The organism is Cuspidothrix issatschenkoi CHARLIE-1, from assembly GCF_002934005.1.
Lineage (GTDB): Bacteria > Cyanobacteriota > Cyanobacteriia > Cyanobacteriales > Nostocaceae > Cuspidothrix > Cuspidothrix issatschenkoi.
On record NZ_PGEM01000120.1, the window covers coordinates 24,886 to 31,474 of the forward strand.

3 protein-coding genes are annotated in these 6,589 nt (G+C 39.2%); all 3 read right to left on the reverse strand.

Annotated elements, in window-relative coordinates:
- Positions 1 to 69: 69 nt before the first annotated feature.
- Positions 70 to 1,446 (reverse strand): CmpA/NrtA family ABC transporter substrate-binding protein, encoded by a 1,377-nt coding sequence (locus CUN59_RS15705; protein WP_104388727.1) that lies wholly within the window; start codon positions 1,444 to 1,446, stop codon positions 70 to 72.
- Between the two features lie 1,111 nt (positions 1,447 to 2,557).
- Positions 2,558 to 2,851, reverse strand: a complete 294-nt coding sequence (locus CUN59_RS15715; RefSeq protein WP_104388728.1) for a hypothetical protein — start codon at positions 2,849 to 2,851, stop codon at positions 2,558 to 2,560.
- A gap of 199 nt (positions 2,852 to 3,050) precedes the next feature.
- On the reverse strand, positions 3,051 to 5,918 hold the full coding sequence (locus CUN59_RS15720) for a glycerol-3-phosphate acyltransferase (protein WP_104388729.1): 2,868 nt from the start codon (positions 5,916 to 5,918) through the stop codon (positions 3,051 to 3,053).
- Positions 5,919 to 6,589 lie beyond the last annotated feature (671 nt).

Below are 6,589 nucleotides of genomic sequence, written 5' to 3' on the forward strand. Positions count from 1 at the left end.
ATTTTCCCTCAATGTTATGAATGTTTAGGAATTGTTAAAGTTGTGTTTTTAAAGACCAATTGTAATAAATTAGGCTTTTTTGATTTTCAAACCCTTGAGATATTCTTCTGGGTTCTCAGGGTCAAATTTGACGCCATCAAAAAATGTTTCTACTCCACGAGATGTACTGGTGGGGATATCAGCCGCAGGAATTCCCAAGTCTTTAGCCGCTTCTCTCCAAATATCTTCGCGGTTAACTTTTTTAATTAATTCTTTGGCTTTGGTTGCACCATTAGCTATGTAATCTTTAGGTAGGAATCCCCAACGGACGTTTTCAGTGATGAACCATAAATCATGGCTTTGGTAGGGATAAGAAACACTACCTTTTTCATCTTTCCAGTAGTAAGCAGCCATTGATTTATCATCAATTTTCCGACCATCACCCATATCATATTTACCTTGGTATGGTAGCGCTAAAATGTCGGGTGAAGACAAGCCAAAATACTTTTTAGATGCCAGAATTTCTGCCGCTTCTTTGCGGTTGTCAAAGTTATCTAACCATTGCTGGGCTTCCATGATGCCTTTTAATAAGGCTTTTGTAGCTTTGGGATTTTGGTCAACCCAATCTCCTCTCATGGCAAAATATTCTTCGGGGTGATTTTTCCAAATTTCGGCTGTTAATGCCGCCATGAAACCAATTTTGTCGTTAACCAAGCGGAATGGCCAGGGATCTCCGGTACTGAAAGCGTCCATTGTACCGGTTTTCATGTTAGCGACGGTTTGCGCGGCTGGTACGGTTAATAATTTGACATCTGTATCTGGGTCAATGCCACTAGCTGCTAACCAATAACGAATCCACAAGTCTTGGTTAACATGAGGAAAGGTGAAAGCTGCGGTAAAGGGTGTAGAAGATTTGAGTTGGGCAAATAGGGGTTTAGCTGCATCGAGTTTTAAGCTAATACCTTTCCCTAGATGTTTATTAGCGATCGCAATGGCATTACCATGAGTGACTAACTGGGCTAAAACATACATCGGAATAGGTTTATTACCTTTGGTAATTTTACCTTCTGTAATTAAATGTGGCATGGGCATCTGCCATTGGCCACCATCAATACCACCACCGCCAGAACCAATTTCTACGTTATCCCGTGCAGAACCCCAAGAAGCTTGTTTTGAAAGTTCCACATCGGCCATACCATATTTGCTAAAGAAGCCTTTTTCTTTAGCAATAATCAATGGTGCAGATTCTACAATGGGGATAAATCCTAATTTGGCTTTAGTAGTTTCTGGTTTTTGTTCAGCACTAATATTAGCTGTTGGTTGAGAGGCAGTTTGTGTAGATGTACTACCACTCTTACCTGCTTCTGGTGGGTTGCCTAGACAACCTTTAAGTAATACAGCACCTGCTGATGCCCCGGCAGTTACAATAAACTTACGCCGAGAAACTCGATTAAAAAATTCAGACATAGTACATCTCCTGGATTTACAAAATTTATGTTTTGAAGGAAAAATACAGGCAAAAAATAAAGACATTCCTTGCACTTTTGTGGAAATCTTCTAGTTCATAGTCATCAAAAAATACACCTTTTGCGTTAAAAAAGGCTAATTTCTCTACTGATGACAGACATGGTTTAATTTCCGACTTGATTTGATACAGAGGCATCACCCAGCTAGTGAGAACTATCTTACAGTCTTTCTTCTGCAAGTGATCATTTCTAAACCACAATTATGAAATAAATATTATATTGGACATATAAGTAAAAACTTATCTATTGACCTACAATATGCGATAAAAGTCTAATCTATTTATTAAAATCTATGATTTATATAAGAGAAAATAGGTAAGAAAAACCAGGAATAAAGGTTTACTGTGTTGTTATAAAAAATCACATAGATAATTAATTATAGTAATTATAGAATTAAAGTTTGAAAGGAGATTTTAGGAGTTCAGAAAAAAGTAGGACTTATATATGAAGAAGTCAGGAAATAAAGTATCGCTAAAGCGAAACCTATGCTAAAATGCAGCGTGCCGTTGCACATACTACTTCAAGTAAGCAACTTATACATGATAAGCTGTAATAACTGTTTTTTTTGTCAGGACTATAAATAGATTCTACTCTTGGATATTGATCATGAATCCACCAGACCTTAATTCTATCACCTTGGGCCGGCGCAGTTCCTGATATAGAGTAACTAGCATCAATCATTAATTTTTCAAATTGAGTTGAACTTAAAGTTTGACATTTTAACTTTGGTAGTCCCTGTATTTGATGCTTGTTGAGGGTCATAGGTAGCTTGGTAAATTATAAATATCTTTTACCTTACTAACCTATCCTTTTCTCAACTTGTAAAGCAATAACTCATATTGGACGTAGTACGAATTAATTTGTAAATATTTTTTACCTTAGAGGTTGTCTGAAAAGTATTATATGAAACCCATAATCTCCAAAAACCTAACCCCCCTACCCCCCTTCCCTACCAGGGAATGGGGATCTTAAAGCCTCTCCCCTGCAAGGGGAGAGGTTTGGAGAGGGGTCGGTTTATACATTAAAAACTTTTAAAACATCCTCTTACTAACCTATCCTTTTTTCAACTCCTCTCCCAATGAGTCATAAGTTCCCTGGTATGTTGTCAAAATCTTGTAACCCGGTAAAACTAAAGCAATACCCATTCTGCTGTGAATCTTACCCGGATATTTATAAGGTTGATCATCAGGAGCAGCACCACCAATACGCATAAGTATTCCTGGTAGCCATAAGTATAATCCAGGAATTAATAAGTCCATACTATAAGCAATTTCTCTGATCACTTCGTTTTCACTAAGAGCATTATTGCCAGAAAAGCTTAATTTGGCCTTTGTGATGTTTAACATTATGTTTTCAATCTCCAATAGAGATTTTGCTAAGAGTGAGGATGGGTTAGTTTCAATCCCTAATATAGCAGGGAACACTTCGACTACGCTCAGTGCGTCGCAGGGAACAGAGTTAAAAGTTATTATGCAAGTTAAATATCCGTTGCTATACATCAAGAATCAATCTCTTTTTCAAGTTCTACATGATTCTTCCTTCTGCCTACAGTATTTCCACCGTCCCTTTATAGCCATCAATTTTTACTTGTTGACCATCTTGCAGGAGATATGTTACACCACGCACGTCCATGACTGCGGGAATACCGTATTCACGAGCGATAATTGCCCCGTGGGAAAGTTTACCGCCAGCTTCAGCAATTAACCCACCAGCTTGGACAAGAACAGGGGCCCAACCGGAATCTGTGTAAGGGACGACTAAGATGGTATTTTTATCAATATTATGGGCTTCTTGTAAGCTGCGTAATACTTTCACCCGGCCTTGAATTTGTCCTTGACTGGCGGGAATACCTAATAAAATGTTATCTAAGGTGTCAATTACAGGGATGATGGGGTGAGGGGGATTATAACCGTAAACGACGGGGGGAACTTGTTGAATTTGGCTATCTTGAAGATATTGCGATCGCCTGTGGGCGATTAATTCTAATAAGTGATTTTTCAAACCTACATCTGGATTGATCACTAAACTACGAATTTCTTCTAATTCCAGAAAGAAAATATCTCCCAGTGCCAATAAAACTCTAGACTGAAGCCAAATCTGTTCTATGGCCAAGAATGTCCATCGTAATTCTGCCAACAACCGAGAATAAACTTCTGTCACCCTACCTTTAAGATCAACTCGTCTTTGCACAGCATTTGTTTGTTCGGCACGGGACTCTTCTAATTTACGATCTGGTCTGATTTGTAGCAACTGGATAAACAATTGTTTGACTGGTTGGGGGTTTTCTCTCCAGGTAGGAACGGAAATATCTGTAGCCACTTCGCTTAAATAACCATAATCCTCAAGCAATTCATTAAAATCATATAAAATCTTTTGTCCTTCTGGTGTTTCGGCTAATTGTGTAAATATTTCGTCTGGGTTATACTCATAGTTGCCAGCTATTAAGATTTTTCTAGCATCCGCAGCTAGAAGACGCATCGCTCTGAGTGATGCTACCTCTGGAGTGACACTATTATCAATTTCTTCTTCTTTCGCGCCCAAAACTGATTGACGGATGGCGGCACTCAAGGGGGCTAAGATGCTGTAATAAGTACCTCGACGCAGTAAATCCAGAATTAAATCTATGCGGTGTAATAACTGATCTAGTGATAATTCTGCAATAACGACATTGGATAATTCTGTTAAGCCAGGAATGAAGAGTTGGCGATAATCGGATTTAAAGTCTTTTTCTAAATCTATTTCCCGTTTGAGTAATTTTGTCAGTCCAGGGAGATTGGACAAAGTGGAATTTAGGGGCGGTTTACTCATGCTTGCACCTCTAGTGAGAAATTCCAGACTTTCTGGCGGTAATCCCATTTCTAAAAAGATTTCTCCCAGTAGGGAAGCATTAAAGTAAGCTCTAGAGTAGTGAAGAGTTGCTGTTTTAGAAAAGTCTAAGCCTTTAGCGCGATCGCCTAAAACTATGGTGAAAATTTGCCCCCACACCCCACAGGTTAAAGGGGAATTCACAGACCAAGTTAGGGGATGAATAACTCCGGGAATAACCTCGGCGGCAATTTTTCTTGTCCATAGTGGTAATAAAGTTGTGATTGGTCTGGACTGTAATACCCACAGATTTTGACCATCATAACTCCATTCTATATCCTGGGGAACACCTAAATAACGTCTTTCCAGGCGGCGGGCTAGGTATCCCACTTGTTTAATTAGGGCTTCAGGAATTTTGCCACTACCTTCAAATTGCAGACAAGATAATTGATCATCCCCTGTAATCACCACTCGATATTCTTCCGGTGTGACTTTACCAGATACAAGTTGACTGGGACTACCTTCTACAGCTTCAATAACTACGGCTTCACCTTGTTGGGTAATGGGATCTCGACTAAAAGCCACTCCCGAAAAGATGCTTTGGACTTGTTGTTGAATCAGTACCCCCATAGCCGCCTCTTCTGATTGACGATGGCGACGATATTCCACGGCACTAGGATGATAATAGGAGGCTTGAACTTGAGCGATCGCTTGTGTAAGTTCTGCTTTACTGGTAACGTTTAAAATCGTTTCATATTGCCCGGCGGCTGAGGCTTGTTGGGAGTCTTCCCCAATGGCGGAGGAACGAACTACTAAAGGTGAAAGGGGTGATGGTTGCAAAAATTCAATTAAATGCCTGGGATTTTCTCCTGGTGCTAGTACCCAACCTTTAGGAACTGCATAACCCCAACGTTTAATTTGGGATAATGTCGCAGATTTACTTCCCACGACTTCCCCGTCTAAGTCATCATCTAGGGTAATGATCCGATCTTCATCATTGAGATATTGCATTACCTGTTGGGATTCTGATTCTGCTTCCTCAATTGGCAGATTCAGATCATCGGGAATTTGATTATAAATCCAATAAATTAACCCAGACAACCCAAATGCAGCCACAATTCTCGGTAAATCCTGAGAATGGATAATGCCCACAAATAAGGGAAATAGAACCAAAACCCCAAATTTAACCGTTTCTTTAGATCGGGTAATCAGAAAGCCAATGGCTGCTATTATGCTCACAAATCCCACTACCAATGGATCATGTGCCAGCATTCCCCAGGATACATTGGTAATACCTGAGCCTTTAGTAGCAGCGTATCTACCAGCAACTAAAGCTATTAAAGCGATAATTTCCCAGGTTGGTTCGGAAGGGAAACAATATTGGGCAATGGTGACGACGGCAATTCCTTTGATGGCTTCAGAAACTACACAAATATTCCCGGCTAATTTCCCCCCGTGATAAAATGCAGCCGCCACACTAATATTCCTCGTGCCAATCTTGGCTAAATCCTTACTACTAAGGGCATAGGTAATCCAGGCAATAATAGGTATTGCGCCTATGAGGGGACTAACAATTAAAATAATGATAATACCTAAAAAATTAATCATTCTCTAATCTTTAAATTTTAAATTTAAGTAAACTTCTTGGTTATTAACAAAAATTTCAGTAGGTGGACGTGAGATAACCAAAATATGTAAAGAAAAGTGCCTCTTGTTATAAAGGACACTAGAAAACAATTTAAGTTTTGCTAGTGTCCTGAATATTATTCCAGGAATCTAGCCTAGTGCATAGGCAGAAGTAAGCGCCCAAAGGATTAATCCAGCGATTGATCCTAAAAGTACCACAGTGGATATCGTAATAACTTTAGGTGAATCTGCACCTTCAAATTTCATGATTCCGCGATTTAAATCGGACATAGTGTTCTAAGCCTCCCTAAATTACAGGGCTAATCTGTCCGTTCTGATTTTAGTCTTTCTGTTGCCAAATGGTGTTAAATTCTCATTACAATTTTCAGCAGGGAAGAGACAAGAGAGAATTTATGGGAAAATTTTCAATTGTTGGTGTTGTAATTGAGTAAATTTCGTGTAATTTAATACTGTGGTATTCTGGAGATGCTAGTCAGTGAAATAAATAATCATCATTATTTTGGCTGTGGTGATGGGATTATTGGTGGCCATGGAGTTAGGATTGCGATCGCTGTTTGGTTTTGGTAATCCCCTGATTCAGGATAAGACTATTTCTAGTTTGCTGATGAATTCTTTAACTATTCGCCGTAAGT

Bases quoted from the DNA above. Each gene is read 5' to 3' on its own strand.
- CUN59_RS15715 (WP_104388728.1), bottom strand. From the start codon at position 2,851: ATGTTAAACATCACAAAGGCCAAATTAAGCTTTTCTGGCAATAATGCT.
- CUN59_RS15705 (WP_104388727.1), bottom strand. From the start codon at position 1,446: ATGTCTGAATTTTTTAATCGAGTTTCTCGGCGTAAGTTTATTGTAACT.
- CUN59_RS15720 (WP_104388729.1), bottom strand. From the start codon at position 5,918: ATGATTAATTTTTTAGGTATTATCATTATTTTAATTGTTAGTCCCCTC.